Consider the following 25,475-nt stretch of genomic DNA (forward strand, 5'->3'; position numbering starts at 1 on the left):
ACCCTGAAATTGCCCCGCTTGTTGACGGGGCTGTAGTAAAATTACTTCTTCGCTAGTGCTGAAATTCTGCTTGAAAGCGAGAATAAACGAATAAAGCCTTCAGCATGCGATTGGTCATACACATCATCTGCACCAAACGTTGCAAAATCTTCGCTGTATAAACTATTTGGTGATTTCTTCTGTACTGCTGTTACTTGACCTTTGTACAGCTTCAGCACAACTTCACCGGTCGCCACTGTTGATAGCGCTTCAGCACCTGCTAAAATTGAATCTTTAAGCGGTGTAAACCAGCGACCGTCATACACTAAGTGTGAGAACTCGCCGCCCAGTACTTCTTTCCATTTACGGCTGGCTTTATCAAGCACAAGCTCGTCAATTGCTTGTAATGCCGCCATGATCACTGTTCCACCTGGTGTTTCATAACAACCACGAGACTTCATACCCACTAAACGGTTTTCAACGATATCAACACGACCAACGCCATGCGGGGATGCAATATCATTAAGCTTAACTAAACAATCATACGGTTTAAGTTGCTCGCCATTAACAGCAACAACTTCACCTTCAACAACATTTAGGGTGACAAATTCTGGCTCATTAGGCGCTTGCTCTGGTGAGTTAGTCCATGTCCATACTTGATCACTTGGTTGACACCACGGATCTTCAAGCTCACCACCTTCGTGAGAAATATGCCATGCATTTGCATCACGGCTGTAGATTTTAGTTGCCGATGCTGAACATGGAATATTACGCTCAGCTAAGTAATCAAGTAACGATTCACGGCTTGATAAATCCCACTCACGCCACGGTGCAATCACTTGCAGATCAGGGGCAAGCGCGGCAAAACAAGACTCAAAACGTACTTGGTCATTACCTTTACCAGTACAACCATGAGACAGAGCATCGGCACCTACTTTACGGGCAATTTCAACTTGCGCCTTTGCGATAATAGGACGCGCCATTGATGTACCCAGTAAATAAGTACCTTCGTAGATTGAACCGGTTTTTAAGGTTGGGTAGATGTAATCACTGACCATTTCATCTTTTAGGTCAACAACATAACATTCTGATGCACCTGATGCGATAGCTTTTGCTTCAACGCCTTCAAGCTCTTCAGCGCCTTGACCTACATCGGCCACGAACGCAATAACTTCACAGCCGTAATTTTCTTTTAACCATGGCACGATGGCCGACGTATCTAAACCACCAGAATAGGCTAATACAACTTTTTTAATAGAACTCATTGGTGATACCTTACACAAAATTTGGATTTAATAATGAAACAAGCAACGCGTTTTGCGCATGCATACGGTTTTCTGCTTGTTGAATAATTTTTGACGCCGGGCCATCCATTACTTCTGAAGTAATTTCAAACTCACGGTGTGCAGGCTGACAATGCAAAACAGTATCTGCCCCTGTTTGTTTAAGTAATGCGGCATTTAATTGATACGGCATATACTTGTCTTTTACTTGTTCAAGCGGCGTGTCATCACCCATTGATACCCATGTATCTGCATACACGGCATTTGCACCAACAGCGGCTTCAACACGGTCGCTGACCATTACTGATGCGCCATTCATTGCTGCAATTTGCTCTGCTTGCTTCAGAATTTGCGAATCTGGTGAGCTGCCTTTTGGGCATACGGCAACAAAATCAGTTCCTAAGGTTGCAGCGAGTAACATCAGTGAATGTGTTACATTATTACCCTCACCTAAATAAGCTAACTTTAATTGGCTTACATCACCGTATACTTCTTGCAATGTTAAAAAGTCAGCCAAAGCTTGGCACGGGTGGTATAAATCACACAAACTGTTGACCACAGGAACGCTCGAAAATTCAGCAAGTGTGGTTAACGTTTTATGCTGATATACACGTGCAACAATACCATCTGCCCAACTTGCAATGTTTAAAGCAAAATCTTTTACAGATTCACGCGCGCCCATAGCGCCATTTTGTGAATCAAGATATACAGCATGGCCACCTAACTTATTGATACCTATATCAAACGATAAACGCGTACGTAAGCTTGGTTTTTCAAATAAAGTAACCACTGACTTACCAGCCAATGCTTGGCTAAAATCAATAGGGTTTGCTTTAATTTTTTGCGCTAAATTAAGTAATTTCAGTGCGCCTTGTTGGTCTAATTCTAGACCCGATAAAAAATGATTAAACATATAAAACCTATGGTGTAATTTTTGTTCCGACGTGCTCACCCGCAAGTAAAGCGACTAAATTCTCTGGCTTTTGCCAGCTCGAGATGTAAACGCCACGTCGTAAGTGCTGGGCAGCAAGAAGACTGGTCTTAACTTTGACCTCCATCCCACCCAAAATTACTCCTTCTGCGATCAACGTATTGATCTGATTTGTATCAAGCTGATGTAACGGCTGCTTATTTGCATCAAGTACAGCTTCTACATCAGTCATAAAAATAATTTCAGCATTTAGCTCTTTAGCAATGGCTGCTGCTGCTTCATCTGCATTTACGTTATACCAAAGCCCATCTTCACCAAAACCAATAGAACTAACTAAAGGAAGACGACCTAATTTTAACAATTGCGGTATTACACTTTGTACACCACCGTCACATTGTCCAACTTGACCAAGTGCTTTTAGCTTTTGTGATGAAATAATGCCCGCTTCATATAAACTAAGACCTACAGGTTTATGCCCTGCGACAATTGCCTGACTCATCAATTGTTTATTTGCACAGCCTGCTAATGCGCCGACTATATATGGCATTTGCTCTTTAGGGCTAATACGTAAGCCCTGATGTTTTGCACTGGCAAAGCCCGCTTCTTTTAGCCAGCTATCAACCAATGCGCCACCACCATGCACAATCACAAACTGTGCTTGAGTTTGTGATGCCAGCGCCTCAAATAACGCTTTTGCCGCGTCTTCCGTATTGAGTACTGCACCACCGAGTTTAATGACCCATGTTTGCATTACTAGTTACCCTTTTAAACCTGTGCTATGAGGTAAACCCATCGCTAGATTAATACATTGCAGCGCTTGCCCAGCGGCACCTTTTAACAAGTTATCAATAGCTGCCATTACAATTAGCTGAGAGCCTTGTTGTTGCCAAGCAATGTCCACATATGGCTGCTTTGCAACCCCTTTAATTGACGGGATTTTACTACCAAGCAATCTGATCAATGGCTCATCAGCAAGCACTTGATAGGCTTGAGTAACTTGCTCAGACGTAACATCAGCTTTTAATTGCACATAAATAGTTTCTAAAATACCGCGTGGGAAATTACCTAGGTGCGGTGTAAATAACACTTTGTGGCCTAAATGCTGCTCTATCTCAGGGCTATGTCTGTGATTGAACAATCCGTATGGTGCAAGCGACACTTCACAAAAATGCGTGCCTACGCTTGCTTTACGTCCAGCACCTGTGACACCCGATACCGCATTAATAATCACTGGCTGCTCCGCAAGCAAGCCTGCTTGCTGAAGTGGCTTTAACGCATTTAATGCAGCTGTTGGGTAGCAACCTGCCACAGCAATAAGTTGTGCTTTGGCAATAGCTTCGCTGTTCCATTCTGCCAAGCCATACGCAGCTTCATTTAGTAACTCAGTATGTTGGTGCTCAAAGCCATAATAAGTTTGATAATCTTCATTACTACTTAAGCGGTAGCCACCTGATAAATCAAAAACTTTTTTGCCCATGCTTAAAAAACGTGGCGCTAAATCAACACTCACTTTATGATCAGTGCACAAACAAACAAAATCAGCTGAATTTTCGATATCGCTATACGCACGTTCGCTTAGCGGTAATAAAGGAGTGTCAAGTAAACCAAGGTGCTCAGGATACAAGTCGCTTAATAGTTTGCCTTTATCTAAGCTTTGCTCAGATACATAGCATGCTGCTAAAGTTAACTGTGGATGTTTTACTACTAAACTTGCTAATTCTGCGCCGCTATAACCACTTGCGCCAATAATTACTACTTTCATTCGTTACTCTTTTTGGGTTTTATTACTACATTTACATTCAAATCGGGTTAAACAGCGTGAAACACACTGTTTGGGGAATGAAACTGAATTATCGTCGTTTTATATTCATTGCGTCGCTTTAATATATTTATGCTTAAAAAGTGAATTGATATTCATAATAAATACTTTTATATTGTTATGCAATTAGATTGAATAATTATTTTGGATTTTTTTTATGCCTTTACCCTCTTTTTTGTCCATGTATCAGCAGTTAATTGCCGCCCCTTCCATTAGTGCTATGGATGAATCTTTAGCCATGAGTAATAAAGGCGTGATTGATCTACTTGCAAACTGGTGCACCAGCTTAGGTTTTGAATGTGAGATCACCGAATTATCAGGGCCTAAAGGTCGTTTTAATTTACTCGCCAAACGCGGCCACGGTGATGGCGGGTTAATGCTTGCTGGCCACACTGACACCGTTCCTTTTGATGATAGCCGTTGGAATTATGATCCATTTAAATTAAGTGAATATGACAACAAATTATATGGTTTAGGCAGTATCGATATGAAAGTTTTTTTTGCTTTTGTACTGCAAGCAATTAGTGAACTTGATAAAAACGAACAAACTCAACCTATTTTGATTTTAGCCACCGCCGATGAAGAAACAACTATGGCCGGTGCGCAACAAATTTGTAAACATCCAAATTTAAAACCGGCGCGTTGTATTATAGGTGAACCCACTGATATGACACCAGTATTTACTCACAAAGGTCACATGAGTACAGCGATTCGAGTGGTTGGCCGTTCAGGTCACAGCTCCGATCCTGAGCGCGGTTTAAATGCCATTGAAGTCATGCATAAAGTCATTGCGAAGTTATTACTGTTAAAAGAAGAGTTAAAGAATAAATATTCAGTAGAGCATTTTGTCATTCCCTACCCAACATTAAACCTCGGGCATATTCACGGTGGCGATAACGCTAACCGTATTTGCGGCTGTTGTGAAATGCACATTGATATGCGCCCATTACCGGGTTTGAGCGTACAAGAACTACAAATGATGCTGTTAAAAATAGCCGCTGAAATCAACAACCAATACCCAGATGCAGTGAGTGTAATGGATATGCACGAGCCTATTCCTGCGTTTACAGGGAGTACTGACACAGCATTAGTACAATTGGCAGAAAAGATATCAGGGGAGCAAGCCGTTGCGGTAAATTACTGCACCGAAGCACCGTTTATTCAGCAGCTTGGTTGTGAAACGATTGTTATGGGACCGGGCTCTATCAATCAAGCTCACCAACCAGATGAATTTTTAGCGATGGAAAAAATCAAACCATCACAACATATAATTAGTGAAATGATTAAAGCTAGTTGCTTTGGGTGATCACTAAAAGCGATGGCGCTTCTTTACGATAAGAAGCGCCACTGCGTTGCTAATCCATATATTTAGATAAGAATTTTTTAAATACAGGATCGGTTTTCGCGAGTGCCTTTTGCTCTGCCAAGATTTCTTGAAGAATACTCTCTGATGTCAAAGGGTTGGCAAGTACAACGCGAAAAACCACTGTTGGCTGATGAGCATATTGAGCTGGCGTCAATCGCGTACGTGATACAAATGAACGCCCAGCTTCACGTTGACGCTTTTGCATACTGGCGGTGAAACGATTTAGTGAAGCAAATATATCCAAACGCGTTTGTTCATCCGCTTGCGCTATTTTTTGCTTAATTTGCTTTGGTACATAACGATAAGTTAAAAGGCACAGCTCAGGCTCTGAGATCAGTTCAAAGTCATCATCTGCTTTTATTAAGTCAGCAAAGTAACGGGCTTTTTCAATGCCTTTGTCGATTAAAATTTCATAGCCTTTACGGCCAATAACACGTAAGCAAGCATGCACTAACATTGCCATACCTGGGCGGCTACCTTCGAGAGTATGACTACCTAAATCTTTTGAGCCTTTACGCAAAATATATTCAGCATGATGCTCAATGGCATCTGTCGCTGCAGGATCTTTAAACAGTACAAGACCTGCCCCCATTGGCACGTACATTTGCTTATGTGCGTCAATGGTAATTGAATCAGCGCGCTCAATCCCTTTTAATAAAGGGCGGTAAGTATCAGAAAGTAGCGTTGCTCCTCCCCATGCAGCATCGACATGGAAATGACAATTAAGTTCCTGACTTAAATCAGCCATCTCATCAAGCGGGTCAATATTACCTGTTTCGGTCGTGCCAGCCACAGCAACAATTGCCATCACTTTGATCCCTTTAGCCGCTAATTGCTGCGCAGTTTCACGCATGGCTGCAATATCAACTTTATTATCATCGGTGGTTTTCACCGCAACAAAGTTATCACGGCCGATACCTAATAGGTCGGCTGTTTTACCTAAAGAATAATGACCGCGTTCTGATACTAAAACAGCTAAACCTTTATAGCCATAATGTAACATTGCACTGACAATGCCTTCAGCTGCAATGCCTTTAAAATTACCATCAGCTTTCAATAATCGGTTTCTGGCAATCCACAAAGCAGTAATATTCGCCACAGTGCCACCGGAGCAAAAAGCACCAAGTGAAGTTTTGGCACTGTGCATCCACTTACTATAAAAAGCGTCATCTTGGCCATAAGCTAAATGATGCATCATGCCCAAGACTTGGCGTTCAAGTGGCGTAAATGCTTTAGAGGTTTCAATCTTGACTAAGTTTTGGTTAAGACCCACCATCAACTTCGACAGTGGTAATACAAAATGCGGGAGCGCTGATGTCATATGGCCAATAAAACTTGGCGCGGCAGTGTGCACTGAATGAGCAACTAATTGCTCCATAATATCCTGCGCATAAGCTGAAACAAAAGTCGGATCTTCTGGGATCACTGCCGATTGAAAATCTTTCTCAATCTCATGCAATGGCTTTTCAATTGCCGCGATATTCTCATTCAGAAAACCAGCTAAATTGCTCGAGATCTCAAGTTCGATTTTACTCAAAGTTGAGTCAGGTGCTTCAGGCACAGTAAATATACGCATCAGAGTTTCTTTAGAGGCGACGGCACAACGCTTTTGATCCATCTTAATACCCAATAAATGTAGTTTTTTTGGCTAAAGCCCCTAAGCTGGGCTTCATTAACAATAACATCAACTACAATGATTCTACGAAATGCGTTAACTTTACTGCAATAGAGTAGAAATGTCTCGTATTAAGCCATAAAAGCACTCAATTGCATGACAGATTGATGATAGTTTGATTAAAAAATGCTTAACTATATTTTTATAGGTGATGTAGTCTTTTTTTGTATAATGGGGAGGATAATAAATAAAGGATGAGCATGATAAACACAAATTTACGGACGAATTGGATAATCGCAGGCTTCATACTATTTTTTATCAGTTTATTAGGCTATATCTATTACACTTATCACAGCACCCGCAATGATATAATGCAAAGCGTTGATACTCGCTTACTTAATGCTGCATTAAGTGTTAAGCATATATTGGGAGATGACTACCATAAAAAAATTAATGCAGGCCTTCGCATATCACCATCTGCATATCAACAAACTAGTCGGCAACTTTCAGAGTTTGCTAATGCGTTAAATATCGCTTACGTTTATGCCATGGTACTAAAAGACGACAACGTATATTTTAGTGCTTCGAGCTATACACAAAACGATCAAAATAGTGGCAAAGTAACCCAGTTTCTCGATTTATATCCGGAAGCCACCGCTGCGAATATAGGTGCGTTTTACTCAACTGAACCGGTATTTGAAATATCAAGAGATCAATGGGGCCATTTTAAAACTATTTTTGTGCCCTTTGTTGATGCCAACGGCGTAACCTACTTAACCGGTGCCGATATTACAATCTACGATCTCAATCAGCGATTAGCTGAGAGTGTTTCGAAAGCAGCCGCCATGGCGGCATTCTTCTTTTTTATTGCTCTATTAGTTGCTGGTATTTATGTGTATTTGTTAAAACGCGCAATTTCTACCGACACCAGCAGCGGTTTTGCCAACCACATTGCGCTGGAATACTATATTAAAAAATCGTCGAATCATCATATGCAGTTAGCGGTTATTTGGGTCAATGAAATTGAAGATATTAGTAGTTTTTATGGTACTGAAATAAGTGATCGGGTGATGAACACCTTATTGCATTACTTTAGAAAAAATCGCCCAGCTGCAAGCCGAATATTTCGCTTAGCAACTAATAAAATTGTGCTTATAGCTCCTTTTAATGACGATGATATGAGCTTTAACGATGTGATCCAAGCTTATAATTACAGTACACCACTTCTTACTGATCCGTTTATTTACATCACTTTATGTGCGGGCATCGCCAGCGGCAATAAATCTATGTTACTTGAAAATGCCCATATTGCAGCACTGCAAGCGAAACAAGGACGCCACACTGTAGTTAATTATTCGAGCGCGCTTCATGATGTAAAAAATCAATACCAATACAATGTAGCGATGGCCAAGGAAGTACGAGAAGCATTTGAAAACAATAGAATTGTCCCATACTTCCAAGCTATTTATAATAGTGACAACAAGACGATTATTCAATATGAGTGCTTGGCTCGAATGATCACTTGTCATGGCGAAATTCTTAAGCCTGACTCTTTCTTGGACGTTGTAAACCGCTCTAGAATGGATGGCATGTTAACCCGAACTATGCTCACGCAATGTTTTGCGCGCTTTAGAAAAACCAGCATTTGCTGGAGTATTAATATTACCGTTCAAGATATGCTCGATCCTAGCTTAACTGAGTTTTTGGAAGATGAACTCAAGCGCTACCCCCTACCCGGTAATATCACCTTAGAGCTTTTAGAAACCGAGGCAATTGCTAATTTTTCTGAAGTTAAAGCATTTATCACCCTAGTAAAAAACCGAGGAGTACGAGTAGTTATTGATGATTTTGGTACGGGTTATTCAAATATATCTAATGTACTGAAATTAGAGGTAGATGGAATTAAACTTGATGGCTCCTTAATTCGTCAAATAGTTAATGACCAAGATATTTATTTATATATTGAGCACATCGCCAGTTTCGCAAAACAACTCAGTTTACAACTAATTGCAAAAAATGTGGAAAGCCGACCCGTCGTAAATGCGCTCCGTAAAGCGAATGTGGCGCTGATGCAAGGGAATCATTTTAGCGAAGCAGCGCCACACGTTAACCTCGACGTTAGGACTGCCCTGTCAAAGGGACCACTAACCGATGACTCTGTTGCCCACTCGCCCAATATTTTCGTTCAAAAGGAGTGATAGCAATATCACTTTCATAGTGCGCTACTTCGCAACTATATCCGGCTAAATTAAGTGCTTGCGCAAACTCTTTTACGTAGATATCCCAGTTACTGCGTACTTCTAGCAAGCCTCCCAGTTTAACGATGAATGGGAAAATAGCTGCACCATGCCAACGCCGTTGAATATGCTTAGCTTTAGGCCATGGATTTGGGTATAACAAATAATGATGTGTTGGCTGCCAGTTAGCGGCCACCGCTAAACGCCAAAAATCATTCAAGTCGGCTTGCACTAAAATATACTGGCCTGAGTCAGTTTGTTTGTACTCGATATCATGTTTATCTAAACGGTGCGACGATTTATCAATGCCAATGACAAGTGCATCAGGATGACGCTTGGCTAAATTCGCCGTGCTTTCACCTACACCACAGCATGAATCTAAAATAATTGGCCCCGCAAAAGCCTGCACCTTTTCATTTACTTGATCAAAAGCCGTTTGCGTGTGCGCTGCAATCGGCTTTTTAAATTCAGCAGTTAAATGCTTATTAACTATCTCATCCAGCTTTTCGTGTAAGCCTTGTTGATTCGATACAATACTACGTGAATTTGCATCACTCATCAGTGTCTTAACCCCACACCTTTTTTAATTAGCGTTAATGCTAACGTAAATAAGGCTGTAATAAATATTAACAACACGCCAAATGCGACTGACAAATCAACATCAGACACACCTAAGAAACCATACCTAAAGGCATTAACCATATAAATAATAGGATTAACCTGCGACACACCCTGCCAAAATTCAGGTAATAAGGTGATGGAATAAAACACCCCACCTAAATAAGTAAGTGGTGTTAATACAAAGGTCGGGATAATACTAATATCATCGAAGCTATTGGCGTAAATTGCATTGATCAACCCACCTAATGCAAATACCGCAGAGGTGAGTATTACCGTCGCAATGATCACAAAAATGTTATGAATTTGAATATCAACAAACAGTAACGATACGCAGGTTACAATTAAACCCACCAGCATACCGCGGGTCATCCCGCCGCCCATATAGCCAAGCACAATGATGTAGTTTGGTACTGGTGCAACTAATAATTCTTCAATGCTTTTTTGAAACTTGGTTGAATAAAAACTGGATGCAACATTGGAATAGGAGTTAGTGATCACCGACATCATAATAAGGCCAGGCACAATAAACTCCATGTAACTAAAGCCGCCCATATCGCCAATGCGCGAACCAATTAAGTTACCAAAAATCACAAAATACAAGCTCATGGTAATGGCAGGCGGTACTAACGTTTGCACCCAAATACGCAAAAAGCGAATACACTCTTTGATCCATAAACTTTTTAAGGCTACGCCATATTTAAACATCTACTTGCCCCGCCCTTGCTCTAATAAACCAACAAATAACTCTTCTAATCGGTTTGCTTTATTACGCATACTGAGTACTGTATTTCCCTGCTCAGTCAATGCTGTAAATACGGCATTTAAGCCTTGCGACTTTGCCACTTCCACTTCAATTGTGTGATCATCAGCCATAGTAAACTTATAACCATCAAGCGTTACTGGCTGCACTGGCTGTTTTAAATCGAGAATAAAGGTTTCTCTATCTAATTTAGCCAATAAAGCCTTAATAGTGGTATTTTCAACGATAATACCAGAATCAATAATGGCGATATTTTTACACAGTAATTCAGCTTCTTCTAAATAATGGGTGGTGAGAATAATCGTTACACCCTGTTCGTTTATTTGTCGTAAGAAATCCCACATTGAACGACGTAGTTCAATATCAACACCTGCAGTAGGCTCATCTAAAATAAGCAGCTTTGGTTCATGCATTAACGCACGGGCAATCATTAAGCGGCGTTTCATGCCTCCGGATAACGTACGCGCTTGTTTATCTTTCTTTTCCAGCAAGCCTAACTGCGTTAAATATTTATCCGCACGCTGATGAGCCACTTTTCGTGGTACACCATAGTAACCCGCTTGGTTTACCAGTATTTGTGTCAGCGTTTCAAACTGGCTAAAGTTAAACTCTTGCGGTACCAGACCAAGCTGCGATTTAGCCGCTTCTAAGTCACTATCGATGTCGTGACCAAACACTTCGACTTTCCCTTGGCTTTTATTAACCAGTGACGAAATTACGCCGATAGTCGTTGATTTACCCGCACCATTAGGGCCAAGTAGGGCAAAAAAATCGCCTTCATAGACTTGAAGGTCAATGCCTTTAACGGCTTCAACGCCATTTTTATAAACCTTGGTAAGGCCTTCAATATTCAAAGCTACTGCTTTACTCATGATTTACCTTCTCCATAACCCCAACGTTTCGTTAGTGTATGTTCAATATTTAAGTGATCTAAAATGCGTGCAACCATAAAATCGACTAAATCATTGATGGTTTGCGGTTGATGATAAAACCCTGGTGCTGCAGGCATAATAGTCACCCCAAGCTTGGCCAGTTTAAGCATGTTCTCTAGATGTATTTCACTAAACGGGGTTTCTCGTGGTACTAAAATAAGCTGACCGCGCTCTTTAATCACCACATCTGCAGCCCGCTCAAGTAGATTATCTGATGCCCCCACCGCAATGGCTGAGACTGATCCTGCACTGCACGGGCAAACGACCATTTTTTTCGGCGCTGCTGAGCCTGACGCAACTGGGCTAAACCAGTTATCTTTACCAAACACTTGTAGCTGACCTGCCGATGCATTAAACAAAGCACTCAACTGCTCGGTCGCCTTATCTTCATTGCCCGATAATTTTATATTTGACTCAGTATCAAGCACCACGCGAGCTGCACTTGAAATCAACACATAGACACGAAATTGCTGCGCCAGTAATACTTCAAGCAGTCGTAAGCCATAAGGCGCACCTGACGCGCCACTAAAGGCAAGCGTAATGGTTTCTTTATATTGCACTGTCGCTCCGGTTTATTACGAGGTAAATTTATGCTGTAAAGCTGTGATTAACTTGTCATGAAGGCCATCAAAGCCCCCATTACTCATAATTAATATATGCTGCTGCGGTTTTGCATTTGCAACTACGCTTGCAATGATCTCATCGGTATTCGTTAGGCACTGCATACCCGCTTGTTTGGCTTGTTCACGTAATGACCAGCTTAAATTTTCTGGTTCAAATAGATAAACCTCATTAGCATCAACTAACGATGCTAATAACGTATGTTGATGTACGCCCATTTTCATCGTGTTTGAACGAGGCTCTAAAATCGCAATAATTTGTTCATCCCCCACTTTTGCACGCAGGCCAGCAAGGGTCGTTTTTATTGCTGTTGGGTGATGGGCAAAATCGTCATAGACATTGATGTTAGCGATATTTGCTTTAAGTTCCATGCGTCTTTTGGGGCTAATAAACTCAGCTAATGCCGCAATACTGTGCTCTATAGCAATACCTACATGGCGCGCCGCTGCAATCGCCATAATCGCGTTTTTAACATTATGCTCGCCAATAGCTTGCCACTTCACAGTACCTACAGCTACATCACTGAGCAATACCGTAAACTCACTGCCATCACTTTTATGTAAATCATAACGCCAATCACCACCGAGTGTTTCTTTATCGCTCCAACAACCTTGCTCAATCACCTCATTTAAGGCTGACTCGTTAGTTGGCCAAATAACCTTGCCGCTACTTGGTAGTGTACGCATCAAGTGATGAAATTGTTTTTTAATTGCGTTTAAATCGTCAAAAATATCCGCGTGATCAAATTCAAGGTTATTTAAAATAAGCGTGCGTGGTAAGTAGTGAACAAACTTACTACGCTTATCAAAAAATGCAGTGTCGTATTCATCGGCTTCAATAACAAAAAACGGCGTTTCACCAACCCGTGCAGACAAGCCAAAATTTTGTACTATGCCACCGATTAAAAAGCCCGGCTTTAAACCTGCGTACTCTAAAATCCACGCCAGCATACTTGCAGTAGTTGTTTTACCATGAGTCCCAGCCACTGCAAGTACCCAAGAGTTTTGCAGCAAATTATGCTTTAACCATTCAGGACCTGAGGTGTAAGGTAGCCCTTTATCTAACACATATTCAACACACGGATTGCCGCGGCTCATTGCATTACCAATGACAACCATATCAGGTGCAGGCTCTAGCTGTGTAACATCATAGCCTTGAGTTAGCTTAATACCCAACTCTTCGAGTTGTGTGCTCATTGGCGGGTAAACGTTTAGATCTGATCCCGTTACAGTATGACCTAACGATTTAGCTATCGCTGCAATACCGCCCATAAAAGTGCCACAAATACCTAAAATATGAATATGCATATTATTCCTTTGCCGCTAAATAGCCTTTGCAGCGCTAAAAATCGATAATAAATAAAGTGACTATAATGCCAAAAATAGCCATCAGTTACCATCGCCATCTACTGATGAACACTAGCGAAAACATCGTGCATTACAACTTTTTCAGAAAAGTTCCTTAAACAGGGTTAACCGAGCAAAAAACGAACATCAAAAAACATACAAAATTAACATTTTAGACTCATAAATAAACGATTTTATGTATTTATAATCACAATTTGGTTAATGACAACAGACCCACACTCACCAAAAAGCACCTCAAAAATGACAATGTAAACCTTTGAATACAATAAATTTTCACTTAAAACAACAAAGTACCCGAAAACACACCAAAATAAAACATAAAACACTTTTTAGCAACAAGCGTTACATTTAACAGGTACAAGACTCAATATATCTGCTGTGATAAAACATGCCGCTAAATTACATTTGGTTACATTACTGGTGATTTTTTTAACGCTAGAACTGTGACTAGATATTCGTGCAATCGACTTAAAATATTTTTTTTGCATTTTAAGTTGTCGAAATTAAAGGTGTTATGTTGAAAAAATTAAATCTCATTACTGCTGGCATTCAAATCGCCATCATTACCGCTGCAGGCACTTCAGTAGCCTTTGCTAATACAACTGAAGATGTAAAACCAGTAGAGCGCATTCAAGTCACAGGTTCAAAAATAAAACGATTTAACCTTACTTCACCAACCCCCGTAACGGTGATCAGTGGTGTTGAGATGGAAAATGCTGGTGTCACTAACGTGAATGATCTACTTGCTGAACTGCCGCAAGCAACGGTTGGTTTATCACCTGAAACAACAACCAATTTCATTTATGCATCAGGACTAAACACCACTGATTTACGTGGTTTAGGATCTGAACGTACGCTGGTATTAGTCAATGGCCGCCGTTTTGTTGCAGGCTCTGTTGGCAGTACAGCTGTAGATTTAAACAATATTCCAACCACATTAATTGAGCGTGTCGAAATTGCCACAGGAGGTGCAGCTGCAGTCTATGGTGCTGACGCAGTGGCTGGTGTTGTCAATATCATTACAAAAAAATCATTCGATGGTATTGAAATTGATGCATCAACTATTCGTCCAGAGCAAAGTGGCGGCGAGCAAAGCTTCTTCTCTATTACCGGCGGTATGGAAGGTGACAAACTATCTTTTGTTACATCGTTGAACTACTCAAAAACAGATAGCTATAGTAAGTTAAGTCGTGACTTTTACCGCAACCCGGTAACCTCTTATGCAAATCCAGCAAATACCTCAGGTGCTGATGGTATTCCTGAGCGCATTATATTAGGTAAACCAAGTACGCTAAGTTATTACTCTGAGGGCGGTGATTTTTTTAGTAAAACAGGCTCACTTAGCGACGATCATTATAACAATCATCATTGGGCATTTGATGATAATGGTAATATTAAAGCATTTGACTATGGCTTAGGTCGTGTAGAAAACTCTGGTGTAGCGAATGCTTCTGCAAACAATCGTTATTATGCCGATGCCAATAACCCTGGCGATGGTATTTTTAGTCATGGTTACAAGAGCTATTTCCAAACGCCATTAGAGCGCGCTATTTTATCAACCTATGGCACATACGAAATCAACGATGATCACGCTGCAACATTTGATTTTACTTGGTCAGACTCAAAAGCAACAACAGAAAGCTCACCGGTATTCTTTGCTCATACAATCCGTCGTGACAATGCTTTCATCCGTGATGATATGGCTAAAATTATGGATGATAATAAACTAGACAAGGTAACTTTACGCCAAGCTAATGAAAATCTATGGGGCGATCGCGCCTATCAACAAGATCGCTCAGTGATCCGAACTTCACTTGGCCTTGAAGGTATCTTGAGTGATGACTGGGGCTATAGCACCTACGTACAATATGGCCGTATCGAGCAAGATACTTTATGGCGCGGTGAAGTTTTAGAGCAGAACTTAGCCAATGCTATCGATGCTGTTAAACTAAATGGCCAGATTGTATGTGCACTTCGTGATGCTGATGGCAATGTAACCGGTGCACGCGAAGATTGTGTTGCTTTTAACCCTATGGGCGCACATAGCGCTTCACCAGCACAAATGAATTATATTGCTACTAATGCAACACGAACTGCAAAACAAGATCAACTGGTTGTTGCGGCTACATTTGATGGCTTATTGTTTGAATTACCTGCCGGTGCAGTAGCGGCTGCATTTACCGTAGAACACCGCCGTGAAAGCGCAGAAACCAACCCTGATCAAGCAATGCAAAATGGCCTTATTTTTGGTAATTCAAGCTTACCGATGAAAGGTGATATAGATGTAAATGAATTTTCAACAGAAATTTCTGTACCTTTACTTTCAGACCATTTCTTGGCAACTGACTTAACTTTTGAAACGGCCTATCGTTATATGGACTACTCAGTTACCGGTGGCGATGATGCATGGAAACTATCATTAAATTGGGGCGTAACAGATGAAGTACGTATTCGTTTAAACCGCTCTAAATCAGTACGTGCACCGAGTTTAAGTGACTTATTTACTCCAAGTTCGCAAACCTTTAGTTCAGGTCGTAAAGATCCTTGTCGCGCCGATGAAATTGCCAGCTCGGGTAGTGAATACAAAGCCAATGTCATTGCTAACTGCCAAGCTGATGGCTTACCTGAAGGTTGGATGCCGACCGCAGAATGGCAAGCCGCAGGTAGCTTACCAGGCTATGTACAAGGTAACCAAGACTTACAAAATGAAACTTCAAACGACTACACCATTGGTTTTATTTATACCCCAGAGTTTATTGAGGGGTTAGATTTAACCCTTGATTATTGGTCATTCGAAATTGAAGGAGCGATTGAATATTTTGGTCGTGATAGTGTTGAGCTATGTTATGAATCATCATCACTAAACAGCCCATTCTGCTCAAATTTCGTGCGTGATCAGCAAACCGGCGATATCATTAATTATTATCAACGCCCAATTAATGCTGCTGTAATCAATAAAAAAGGCTTAGATATTGAATCAGCCTATCGTACAGAGCTCGGTAATGGTGATTTAGCACTTAAATTAACAGCGACTTACCTTGAAGCGGATAGCGAAAACTCAACTGGCCGCGCGGAAGATTTTCGTTCTAACGTGGGAGAAATTGAAGATCCTCGCTGGAAAGGCCGCTTTAATGCTGTCTACTCTCACGATGATTCAAGCTATATTTTAACCGCGAACTATCGCCATAGTAGTGTCGAAAGTAATGAATGGAACATTGAAGATAACAACTACAATGATATCCCGTCTTACACAACTTTTGATTTCATGTACAAAACTTACCTGCTGGATGAATTACAGTTACGTGTAGGTGTTAACAACATTTTAGACCGTGAGCCACCACGTAATCCATTCACTTACGATGATGGTGAGTTTTATGATGTGAAAGGCCGTCGCTTATCGTTAGGTGCTAAGTACACTTTCTAATTAAAACTGTGTTTAACTGATAAAAAACCCCTCAGTTCATTGAACTGAGGCGTTTATTTTTTCCAACAACTAAAAAAGCCAATTCACCTGCATATTTAACGATAATTGCATCGCTTTATTTGGATTTAACTTATCCATCGCGATCTCCAGTTTAAAATAATCAATTTTATACCCTAGCTGAGGTGTCAAATTAATTGGGTCGAACATTAATTCAAACATACTTTTTTTGTAAGCAAATTGAGCGCCTATTTGCATAAAGTTAATATCACCTTGACGCAATAAGTGTAAAGCATAATCTACTTGTTCATGAGCGTAAGTAAACGCTAAAGCTATTTGCTCAGGTATTTGATATTTATGCTCGCTTTGCCCTTCAAACCCTTTAAGTAAAGGCCTGAAACTACTAAATCCTTGGTTATCAACAAAACTGCCTTTAGTATTTATATTGGCGGAAGTATAGCCCAAGCTCTCGAGGCTAAAACGATTATAAACATCAATAAAATCGGCGCGTATAGTAAGGTTGTCAAATAAAGAAAACTCAGTAAAAACGTCCATAGAGTAACCATTACCATTGGTATCCCAATCACCTTCATTTGGACGCTTTAAAAAGTTATTGTGCGTGTAATATTCCTCATAATTAAGTTCCCCCAGCAAACTATTATCCTGACGTCCTTGCACATTTCCAGTCACAATTGAATGACGAAAATAATCAACATTCCAATAACTTCCTTTTATTTCGACAAGGAACTTATCTTTGAAGGTGTGGCTATAAGTCACGCCAAAACCCTTACTTTTATTGGCAAAGTAATCAAGCCTTACTCGGTAATTTTCTTTATCTAAGAGTGGGATCTCTTGTTGCTCTTGATAGTAACCTAAGGCGGTATCCGCATTACTCCTTACAAAATAATCAAGTCGTTGTTCTATATGAAATTCAAATTCTTCAAAACTTAAATGCTGATAACTTACGCCAAGCCTTGTTTGCGAAAAGCCTTTATCAGCATCAGATTTAGGAGGACTTTGCCAATCATCATCGACTAATTCCAGTACCGGTGAAATATTACTAAAACTATTTGAATCAATATAAAAAGACACTTGTTGCTGCGCATTACTATGCAGTGCCATTAAACCCAAACAGCCTAAAAGGATGTTTTTTATCATTTATTAATCTTTTTATAAAAAAGGCCTGCAAAGGCAGGCCTTAAATTTGATGCAAACTTATAATGTCTCAACAATGCCATTTTCATACACTATTAAAACAAGTGAATCGCGCTTAACAATTTCAGCGGCTTTTTCATCACCTACCATAATTGTCCCCAGCACTTGCTGTTCTGCGTCTTCATCTGCAGGTTCTGCTAATACCAGTTTAACATTTTCAGCATTTGTAGCTGATAATGTCTCAAGCTTAGTGTCATAACTCACAATAAAGCTGCGTTGTTTATCACTTTCAGGCAATAGATACTTCACATCGAGTGCTAGTTTACCTTGCTCTAGCTCAGTACGCTCACCGGTCAGGTTTAACTCTAGGTTATATTCACCCACCTTAACCTGCACATTTAGCGCGGCATTCACATCTAAGAAAGTTTCCTCATTTTCAACATTAGTCCCTAACTCAGGTTGTGTTAAATACATATCAATTTTATATGTACCATCTGCAGACCATTGCATGTGTTCAGGTTGCGTAAAATCAGCTCTTACTTCACCTAAACCACTCACAAAACTACGATAATAAACAGGTTCAAATGTTGGCTCTTCGCCAGGAATTGATGGAGGATTAATACTATATAAACGGCTCTTAAATGTATCTACGGCGGTAAAACTAGCAAGGTTTTCCCCATTTATACCAAAACGAGAAAACTGCCAGCTATAAGCAAATTCTGTAAAGTTAGCAAAATTACCACAGTTACCGCTTTGCTCATTAATATCAATTAAGTTCCCATCATAATCGTAATACAAACCATCTACTGTTTTACTATAAAAATCAAAGTTAACACAATTGAAAGAGTCCGTGATTTGATCATCATTACTATCAATTGCGGTCAACTTTTCATAGCGACCCCAACTATCATCAAGGTATCGATCAAAAAATTCAACGGTTATTGTTTGTGCTAAACCTTCGCCTTGAGTTTTTACCGTCAGCGTTTCACTTTGTACAAAGTCACCATTCTTAGAGACTGTAACATTATCTACTGAGAAATTAGTTTCTGAGGATCTTGCAACATTAATCGTCTGCACTTCTCCATCTTGAACGGATGCTTGTAAAGTTGCGGCTTCATCACTAACAGTAATAGTAAGCATATCTTCTAAATTTGGTGAAACTAAGTAACCATTCAGCTCTGTATTAAGGCCAGCTACAAGCGATGTATCATTATCGTCAAAGATTAAACGATACGAACCTTTATCCCCAACAACAACACTAAAGTCATTCGCGAATGCATCGTCAAAATAATCAGTAATTGTGGAGATTTGCTCAACTGGCGTTCGAATCCCAATATTCAACCCATTTAGCGCATCATCATAATCATGGTACTCACCATAATTATTAAACATGATATCAAGTACAGCTATACTGCTTCCGTCCTCAGTAATAAGCACACCATCATTATATTCTTTAAAATACTGATAATGCCTTTTAACTACAAATGGTTGATAATATTCATCAAACTCTACTTGTTCAATGAATTCAACATAACCATAATAATCATCATTTACCTCGTTATAGTAGTTGTATAAATAAAATTGCACACCTTGATAAGTAAACGCTTCTCTTGTAAAACTCCCTTGAAAGTACCCTTCAATATCAGTAGTTCGATTAGCAAACACTTTCCAGTTTCCAGCATCTGGCGCAGTCTTTACAAATGTATAAGCAGTCACTGTTTCATCGTCATTCACTGATAGATTTAACGCTGTATTGGCTTCATTTATAGTGATTTCAGCAATACCTTCATACATTTCACCAAAACCTTTAAGTTCTGGCGGTATATATGATTCAAGATCTTTAATGTTGACGGTTGCAGTAGCTTTTACTAATTCGCCTTCAAGAGATGAAAACTCACCGCTTAAGCTGGCCATTTTAGGGAGCACTAGCATATCTTGTTCAAGCGTATAGTCCCAAGCAGATTGATTCCAGCTGCCATGCGAATACTCTGCACTGTATACTTGAAGCGGGAGTAATTCTGCCGTTAAAGCACCGGTAAAACTTACAGGGTTTGTTACTGTCGTGGTCACCTTTTGTGCAAGTGCCACATTTAGTTTTAGCTCCCCTTTGGTAGGTTCGGCATTAACTTCACCACTTTCAATTTGGGCTCGGGTAACTGCACTATCTAAAGTAAGTGTTGCGTGACTTCCTTCAGCAATTGTAAATTCAACAGCTGCATTTTCAGCCATACCCGACAATAACAACTGATACTGTGTATTTTCTGTTAATGCGTTAATAGCAACATCAAGGCTTAATTTCTCTTCCCCGGACTGTGCAGTAACACTAAATATCAGGTTTTCTTCATCTATGGTTACTCTACCTGTACCCGCTGTAGTTAAGTAATCCGCTAAATCAAAGACAGTGCCTGTTACTTCACCGTTTTCAAGCTGTTGATGAATCTCTGTAACAGCTTCAATAACATCACTTAAAAGTGCAAAACTATCCGCTTGCTCTGCAACCATGTCTCCAGCCGCTTCTACGAGGCTGACAAACTGCTCGCCCTGGGATTCAAAATCTGCCCCAGACGAATTCGTAACATCAAATAAATTTGCAAACAAGCGTATATCATTCACCATTGCGCTGGCTTTTGCTATCGCATCACCTTGTGTTTCATCACTTACTTTGCCTTTAATCCGCCCATCATCACCCGCCTGTGTGATTTTTACCTGAATTTCATTCGCAAGATTCGTCGCCGCCTGCTCTAAGTCATCTAAGTGCTCAATCAGTGCAGGATCATTAGCAATCACTTCAATGAGCTGCGCCAACGCTTGCTCTGAGCCTGTTAAAACGTCTTCCAGTGAAAATTCAAAATCATCGTCATCATCGCTTTTACTCGATGCTAAAAAGGCACCATTCGCTGCTACCATGTCCGCAACTGCTGACGATAACTTGGTACTAAGCGCGAGCTCTGGTTCTTCTAAGTACAAGCTATTGGCAATACCAGCGTTGATAAGCGCATAGCGCATCGCATTACTATTATTACTATCAAATAAAGATGACGGTGCTTCTAGCGCGCCGGGAGTCAATAAGTTCAACGCCCCTACTAAACCAAATGTATTGGCTATTTCTGACTGTGCATCTGCAATCGCTTGCTCCGATACACTCCCGCGACTTTCCGCTAGTGCTGTCGCCATATGTGTTAACGGAGTTATATTAGCGGTATCTTGTGTGTTAGTGTTTTCACTGCTAATAGATAAAATACTCGTTAGAGAAAACTCAGAATCTTGCAGGGTTAAATTTACGTCATCACCAAATTTTACCACTGTATCAGTATCGTCAACTCCACAACCTTTAGGGGCATCACAAACCATTAATGTAGGAGATTCAGCATCACTACTTGCTGACACTTGAACTTTAACGATCCCTTTCACATCATTTAATGTAACTTGATATTGACCATTTTCATCCGTTACAAGGGATGATTCACCAAGTTCATTAGCCGTAAGCTCAACCGCCTCACCTTCTACATATTTAAAAAATGTCAGTTGGGCATTTTTTAGCGTCCCTTTTGAAGCAACCCCCTGTACTAACGCTTCACTTACAACGGGTGTAACAGGATCCGTTACTATAGGGTCTTTGCCATCAACGGGTTTATCATCTGACGACCCCCCACACCCAGATAACACTGCAACAATACTCAATGCCAATAATGATTTTTTAAATTCCATCTCTATTCCTTAATCAATTTATTTACAAACGTTACCAAGTGTAGTCAAAAAGGCAAAAAAAAAACACCTACGAAATCTAAGTGTTTTTTTCTCATAATATTGCAAATTTAATTAAATTATTTTTAAAGGCTTAAGAAAATAATTAATCCTGCTCCCAAGAGTAAACGGTAAATGACAAATGGCATCATTCCCATCCGCTCAATTACTTTTAAGAAGAAGAAGATACATGCATAAGCAGAGATAAAAGATAAACCAGCACCTAGAATTAACGTGGTCCAATCAACGATATGATCACCTAATGCTAGTTCAATGGTGTAATAAAGACCCATCATAGAAATTACAGGAATGGCCAGTAAAAATGAAAAGCGTGCGGCGCTTTGCTTGTTCATGCCAAGCATTAAACCTGCCGTCATGGTGATCCCTGAACGAGATGTACCAGGGATCATAGCCATCGCTTGTGCCATGCCAATCATTAATGCTGATTTCCAGTTTAATTGATAAATGGTTTTAGTTTGTTTCCCTTTAACGTCTGCATACCAAAGCAAAAGACCAAAAAGAATTGTTGTTACAGCGATGACCCATGCACTGCGTAAATAAAGCTCAATTAAATCTTTAAAAACCAATCCTAATACCGCAGCTGGAACAGTACCTAAAATAATCCACCAGCCTAACTTACTATCATCTGTAGCGCCTTGTGCACCAAATGACTTAAACCAGGCTCCTAATATTTCAACGACCTCTTTGCGAAAGTAAATGACTACGGCAATCAAAGTACCAACATGCACAGCAACGTCAAAGGCAAGACCTTGGTCTTGCCAACCGAGAATTTGTGAAGGGAGAATAAGATGCGCTGAGCTAGATATGGGTAAAAACTCAGTCAATCCTTGGATCAGGGCTAAAACGATAATTTCGATAATACTCATGGGTTAGTAAACTCCACCTTCCATAGTTTTTGCTTGGGGTTGTTGTAAGCATCCCACAGCTGGGCGATTGTTTGCTTAGCTGTAGGGTGGTAAAAATCCGGGGCTATTTCAGCTAATGGTTGTAGTACAAAAGCATTTTTGGTTATTTCATCGCGGGGCAACTGCGCAGGTGTGTCACAGATCACATCGTCATAAAATAATAAATCGAGATCAAGGGTCCGTGGGCTAAACTTTTTATCGTTATCAGTGCGGCCATTATCTCTTTCAATCTGTTTCAATAATTTGCAAAGCTCAGTCAGCGGTATCTGTGTTTGCGCACCCACTACCGAGTTATAAAAGTTATTACCTGCAAAACCAACAGCTTCACTTTCAAATACACTAGAGTGCTCAAACTCAGTTAAGTGAACTTTTAGGGCAATTAGCGCTTGGCGAAGATAGTGCTCTTTATTAACATTGGAGCCAAGGCTAATATAAATTTGCGCCATCTTAACAGGCCTTACTTCGTGTAATTTCAACACCAACCGTGTTTGCTTGCGCCACAGCTGCGGGCTTACTAATGCGTATGGTCACTTGGGTGGTGGTAAACTCGGTTAAAATAATCGCTGCGAGTTGTTCAGCTAAAGTTTCTAATAACTCTACCGGTTTTGCTGTCGTGTGAGCAATTACTCGCTCGCTTACTTTTGCATAATCAAGCGCTAAAGCAATATCATCAGTTGCTGCAGCAGGTTTAATATCGCACAGCATTTCGATATCAAAATACAAACTTTGCTTAGTTTCTTTTTCAAAATCGTATACGCCTATGATAGTGTCAACATGTAGTTGTGATATAAAAACCTTATCCATAACTGCTCCAACTGGCAAAAGCTTAATCTCATTAATTTGAGTTTAGTTAAGCTATAATTTGTATTTATAGCCCTTATACACTGTAAGTGTGTTTTATTATGTAAAAATTACCCATACAATAGCGTATAGGTACACCATGTAAAATTAGTGTGTGGGTACATCACGTACTTGCATTTCAGTCATAAAAAGTATGAATGCAATTTTTGCGGCCAATGATAGCCGAAAAAGTGCGATATAAAAATAAGGAAGCGCGTGATAGCCGTTTTAATGTTAGTTTTAGCCTACTTACTAGGGTCGATTTCATCGGCTATTCTAGTGTCGCGGCTATTTAGACTACCCGATCCACGCAACCACGGCTCAAATAATCCTGGAGCGACCAACGTTTATCGCCTAGGAGGCGCTTTCCCAGCTTGCTTAGTATTGGTGTTTGATATTCTTAAAGGAACAATACCAGTGTGGGGCGCATACTTCTTGCAGCTTGATCCGCTGATGCTAGGGCTAATTGGTGTCGCCGCATGTTTAGGCCATATGTTCCCAGTATTTTTTCACTTTAAAGGCGGTAAAGCCGTTGCTACGGCTTTTGGGACATTACTACCCATTGGTTTATCACTTGGTGGGTTATTGATTTCGACTTGGGTTGTGGTGGTTGCGGTAACGCGCTATTCATCACTTGGCGCATTGATCGCTGTTTCATTAGCACCACTGTATACATGGTGGATCAAACCACTTTATACATTGCCAGTTACTTTTTTAACTATTTTGATAATCTTTCGTCACAATGCCAATATCAAACGTTTATTTAGTGGTAAAGAACCTAAAATTGGCGACAAAAAAACGCCGCCAACTGAAGATGAATAAAATTAAATTGCGTCTAAACTATCTATTGGCCAACGCGGCTTAGTTTTCATATCTAGGCTGGCAAACTGCCCTGCTTTTAAACGTTGCATACCAGCATAGGCAATCATCGCACCATTATCAGTACAAAACTCTGTACGTGGATAATAAACTTGGCCTTTCATCCCTTGCATTACACGTTCTAGCTGAGCACGCAACTGCACATTTGCACTCACCCCACCAGCAATCACTAAACGGTTAATACCCGTTTGTTTTAAAGCTCGCTTACATTTAATTACTAAAGTATCAATCACGGCAGTTTGAAATGCATGAGCGATATCAGCTTTAGTTTGCTCATCGTTTTCATTATCACGAATTGTAATTGCCGCTGCCGTTTTTAAACCACTAAAACTAAAATCTAGCCCCGGTTTATCCGTCATTGGCCGAGGGAAAATAAAGCGCTTAGGCACTCCTTGCTCTGCAAGTTTAGCCAGACGAGGGCCTCCTGGGTAATCCAAACCAAGTAGTTTAGCTGTTTTATCAAACGCTTCACCTGCGGCGTCATCAACAGACTCGCCTAATACTTCGTATTGACCAATACCAGCAACTTTAACCATCATCGTATGGCCACCTGATACTAATAAGGCTATAAATGGGAACTCTGGGGTATTTTCTTCAAGCATTGGTGCCAGTAAATGCCCCTCCATATGATGCACCGCAACAGCAGGGATATTCCAACCATAGGCGAGAGAACGACCAATTGATGTCCCCACCAATAACGCCCCAACTAATCCAGGGCCTGCGGTATAAGCTATCCCATCAATATCTTCTGGGCCACAACCTGCCTGTGCAAAGGCAGCATCAATCAATGGTAAGGTCTTACGTACATGATCTCGTGATGCGAGCTCAGGTACCACACCTCCATAATCCGCATGTACTTTTACTTGACTGTATAATTGATGCGCCAGTAAACCTTGCTCATCATCATAAATTGCAATTCCAGTTTCATCACACGACGATTCGATGCCTAAAATTCGCACTGCAGTTTTCTCCCATGCCT

At 40.5% G+C, this 25,475-nt stretch carries 20 protein-coding genes; 4 read left to right on the plus strand and 16 right to left on the minus strand.

Features of this window, described 5'->3' with window-relative positions:
• Window positions 1-41 precede the first annotated feature (41 nt).
• Genes CWB85_RS00990 through argC form a run of 4 tightly spaced genes read right to left on the minus strand, consistent with a single transcriptional unit; the run spans window position 42 to window position 3,955 of the window.
• Window positions 42-1,244, minus strand: coding sequence for an argininosuccinate synthase (locus tag CWB85_RS00990; protein ID WP_016708324.1), 1,203 nt, complete (start codon window positions 1,242-1,244; stop codon window positions 42-44).
• Window positions 1,245-1,254: 10 nt separating this feature from the next.
• Window positions 1,255-2,175 (minus strand): ornithine carbamoyltransferase, encoded by a 921-nt coding sequence (locus CWB85_RS00995; RefSeq protein WP_016708325.1) that lies wholly within the window; start codon window positions 2,173-2,175, stop codon window positions 1,255-1,257.
• 7 nt (window positions 2,176-2,182) lie between these two features.
• On the minus strand, window positions 2,183-2,944 hold the full coding sequence (gene argB / locus CWB85_RS01000; protein WP_016708326.1) for an acetylglutamate kinase: 762 nt from the start codon (window positions 2,942-2,944) through the stop codon (window positions 2,183-2,185).
• A 6-nt stretch (window positions 2,945-2,950) separates the two neighbouring features.
• A complete protein-coding gene (argC, locus tag CWB85_RS01005; protein ID WP_138553831.1) occupies window positions 2,951-3,955 on the minus strand; it encodes an N-acetyl-gamma-glutamyl-phosphate reductase in 1,005 nt (334 codons plus the stop codon).
• A 214-nt stretch (window positions 3,956-4,169) separates the two neighbouring features.
• Between argC and argE the strand changes: the two genes are divergently transcribed.
• Window positions 4,170-5,318: an acetylornithine deacetylase gene (gene argE, locus CWB85_RS01010; protein ID WP_138553832.1), complete on the plus strand. Its 1,149-nt coding sequence runs from the start codon at window positions 4,170-4,172 to the stop codon at window positions 5,316-5,318.
• Window positions 5,319-5,367: 49 nt separating this feature from the next.
• Here the strand turns inward: argE and panP are convergent, their stop codons facing one another.
• The gene (panP, locus tag CWB85_RS01015; protein ID WP_016708329.1) at window positions 5,368-6,996 is read right to left on the minus strand and encodes a pyridoxal-dependent aspartate 1-decarboxylase PanP; all 1,629 of its coding nucleotides are present in this window, start codon (window positions 6,994-6,996) and stop codon (window positions 5,368-5,370) included.
• 257 nt (window positions 6,997-7,253) lie between these two features.
• Between panP and CWB85_RS01020 the strand changes: the two genes are divergently transcribed.
• Window positions 7,254-9,191, plus strand: coding sequence for an EAL domain-containing protein (locus CWB85_RS01020; RefSeq protein ID WP_138553833.1), 1,938 nt, complete (start codon window positions 7,254-7,256; stop codon window positions 9,189-9,191).
• Here the strand turns inward: CWB85_RS01020 and trmB are convergent.
• From trmB to mpl, 5 genes are read right to left on the minus strand one after another with little or no spacing between them, the layout of a single operon-like run.
• Entirely contained in the window at window positions 9,112-9,789 is a 678-nt protein-coding gene (trmB, locus tag CWB85_RS01025) for a tRNA (guanine(46)-N(7))-methyltransferase TrmB (protein ID WP_138553834.1), read from the minus strand. The two genes, CWB85_RS01020 and trmB, sit on opposite strands and share 80 nt — an antisense overlap.
• The gene (locus CWB85_RS01030) at window positions 9,789-10,556 is read right to left on the minus strand and encodes an ABC transporter permease (RefSeq protein ID WP_016708332.1); all 768 of its coding nucleotides are present in this window, start codon (window positions 10,554-10,556) and stop codon (window positions 9,789-9,791) included. Before CWB85_RS01030 ends, trmB begins: the two co-directional genes overlap by 1 nt.
• Window positions 10,557-11,483 carry an ABC transporter ATP-binding protein gene (locus tag CWB85_RS01035; protein WP_138553835.1) on the minus strand — a complete coding sequence of 309 codons (927 nt, stop codon included), beginning with the start codon at window positions 11,481-11,483 and terminating at the stop codon, window positions 10,557-10,559. It lies immediately after the preceding gene.
• Window positions 11,480-12,103, minus strand: coding sequence for a flavin prenyltransferase UbiX (locus CWB85_RS01040; RefSeq protein WP_016708334.1), 624 nt, complete (start codon window positions 12,101-12,103; stop codon window positions 11,480-11,482). The genes CWB85_RS01035 and CWB85_RS01040 overlap by 4 nt, the downstream gene beginning before the upstream one ends.
• A 15-nt stretch (window positions 12,104-12,118) precedes the next feature.
• On the minus strand, window positions 12,119-13,471 hold the full coding sequence (gene mpl / locus CWB85_RS01045) for a UDP-N-acetylmuramate:L-alanyl-gamma-D-glutamyl-meso-diaminopimelate ligase (RefSeq protein WP_138553836.1): 1,353 nt from the start codon (window positions 13,469-13,471) through the stop codon (window positions 12,119-12,121).
• Window positions 13,472-14,045: 574 nt separating this feature from the next.
• On the opposite strand from mpl, the gene CWB85_RS01050 reads away from it, so the two are divergent.
• Window positions 14,046-16,955, plus strand: a complete 2,910-nt coding sequence (locus CWB85_RS01050) for a TonB-dependent receptor domain-containing protein (protein ID WP_138553837.1) — start codon at window positions 14,046-14,048, stop codon at window positions 16,953-16,955.
• Between the two features lie 69 nt (window positions 16,956-17,024).
• Here CWB85_RS01050 and CWB85_RS01055 read toward each other — a convergent pair whose 3' ends face one another.
• From CWB85_RS01055 to folB, 5 genes are all read right to left on the minus strand, one after another.
• Entirely contained in the window at window positions 17,025-18,110 is a 1,086-nt protein-coding gene (locus CWB85_RS01055; protein ID WP_138553838.1) for a hypothetical protein, read from the minus strand.
• Between the two features lie 57 nt (window positions 18,111-18,167).
• Window positions 18,168-21,815, minus strand: coding sequence for a hypothetical protein (locus CWB85_RS01060; protein WP_138553839.1), 3,648 nt, complete (start codon window positions 21,813-21,815; stop codon window positions 18,168-18,170).
• A 122-nt stretch (window positions 21,816-21,937) separates the two neighbouring features.
• A complete protein-coding gene (locus CWB85_RS01065; RefSeq protein WP_138553840.1) occupies window positions 21,938-22,738 on the minus strand; it encodes an undecaprenyl-diphosphate phosphatase in 801 nt (266 codons plus the stop codon).
• Complete coding sequence (gene folK, locus CWB85_RS01070) at window positions 22,735-23,223, minus strand: 2-amino-4-hydroxy-6-hydroxymethyldihydropteridine diphosphokinase (RefSeq protein ID WP_138553841.1); 489 nt, start codon at window positions 23,221-23,223, stop codon at window positions 22,735-22,737. Before folK ends, CWB85_RS01065 begins: the two co-directional genes overlap by 4 nt.
• A 1-nt stretch (window position 23,224) precedes the next feature.
• The gene (gene folB / locus CWB85_RS01075; protein WP_016708341.1) at window positions 23,225-23,581 is read right to left on the minus strand and encodes a dihydroneopterin aldolase; all 357 of its coding nucleotides are present in this window, start codon (window positions 23,579-23,581) and stop codon (window positions 23,225-23,227) included.
• A gap of 252 nt (window positions 23,582-23,833) precedes the next feature.
• Between folB and plsY the strand changes: the two genes are divergently transcribed.
• Window positions 23,834-24,439 (plus strand): glycerol-3-phosphate 1-O-acyltransferase PlsY, encoded by a 606-nt coding sequence (plsY, locus tag CWB85_RS01080; RefSeq protein WP_016708342.1) that lies wholly within the window; start codon window positions 23,834-23,836, stop codon window positions 24,437-24,439.
• Window positions 24,440-24,441: 2 nt separating this feature from the next.
• On the opposite strand, the gene tsaD is transcribed toward plsY, so the two are convergent.
• Window positions 24,442-25,455 (minus strand): tRNA (adenosine(37)-N6)-threonylcarbamoyltransferase complex transferase subunit TsaD, encoded by a 1,014-nt coding sequence (gene tsaD, locus CWB85_RS01085; protein ID WP_016708343.1) that lies wholly within the window; start codon window positions 25,453-25,455, stop codon window positions 24,442-24,444.
• Between the last annotated feature and the right edge of the window lie 20 nt (window positions 25,456-25,475).

The sequence above is a fragment of the Pseudoalteromonas sp. S1727 genome (assembly GCF_005886375.1).
GTDB lineage: Bacteria > Pseudomonadota > Gammaproteobacteria > Enterobacterales > Alteromonadaceae > Pseudoalteromonas > Pseudoalteromonas haloplanktis.